The sequence below is a fragment of the Nonomuraea marmarensis genome (assembly GCF_043197025.1).
GTDB classification, from domain to species: Bacteria; Actinomycetota; Actinomycetes; order Streptosporangiales; family Streptosporangiaceae; genus Nonomuraea; species Nonomuraea marmarensis.
Map to the genome: position 1 here is coordinate 1 of NZ_JBICRM010000118.1, position 1,053 is coordinate 1,053.

Consider the following 1,053-nt stretch of genomic DNA (forward strand, 5'->3'; position numbering starts at 1 on the left):
TGGTCATGGAAGCAACGGGCGATTACTGGAAAGCGCCGTTCTACCTGCTGGAAGACACCTTTGAGACCTGGCTGGTCAACGCGGCGCACGTCAAGAACCTGCCAGGCCGGCCCAAGACCGACCGGCTGGATGCCGAATGGCTGGCCCGCTGCGCCGAGCGGCAGATGGTCCGACCCAGTTTCGTCCCGCCCAAGCCGATCCGCCGCCTGCGCGATCTGACCCGCTACCGCTCCGCTCTGGTCCAGGACCGTACCCGCGAAAAGCAGCGGCTGGAAAAGATCCTCGAAGACGCCCAGATCAAGCTCGACGTCGTGGTGAGCGACCTGCACGGGCTGTCCGGCCGGGCGATGCTCGAGGCGCTGATCGCCGGAGAACGCAATCCGAACACTCTGGCTGACTTGGCCAAGGCCCGGCTTCGCGGCAAGATGCCCCAGCTTGTGGAGGCGCTGACCGGAAACTTCACCGACCACCACGCCTACCTGTGCCAGTCCATGCTGGCCAACATCGACCGGCTGACCGAGCGGACCGACCAACTGACCGCCCGCATCGAAGCCGAACTCGCCACCATAGCCGGCGACGCCGTCGAACGACTCGATGAGATCACCGGCATCGGCCCGCGCGCAGCCCAGGTCATCATCGCCGAGATCGGCCTCGATATGAGCCGCTTCCCCACCGCAGCCCACCTGGCATCCTGGGCCCGCCTGGCACCCATGACCCGAGAATCGGCGGGCAAGAGCAAACGAGCCACCACCGGCAAGGGCAACTCCTACCTGGCCGCCGTCCTCGGCGAAGCCGTCATCGGAGCATCCCGGACTTCCACCCGGATCGGCGAACGCTACCGCCGACTATCCCGCCGGATCGGCAAACGCCGCGCCATCGTCGCGGTCTCACGCACACTGCTCACCATCATCTGGGCGCTACTCAGCGATCCTGACGCCCGCTTCGACGATCTCGGCCCTGACTTCTACGACCTGCACATCGACCCTCAACGCAGAACCCGCAGCCTCATCCGCGAACTCGAACGCCTCGGACACAAGGTCACCGTGGAACCGA

At 65.8% G+C, this 1,053-nt stretch carries 1 protein-coding gene; it reads left to right on the top strand.

What is annotated here, in order from left to right; translation table 11 throughout:
• The coding region (locus tag ACFLIM_RS50210) for an IS110 family transposase (protein WP_393178029.1) at positions 1 to 1,053 on the top strand (1,053 nt) is incomplete at both ends.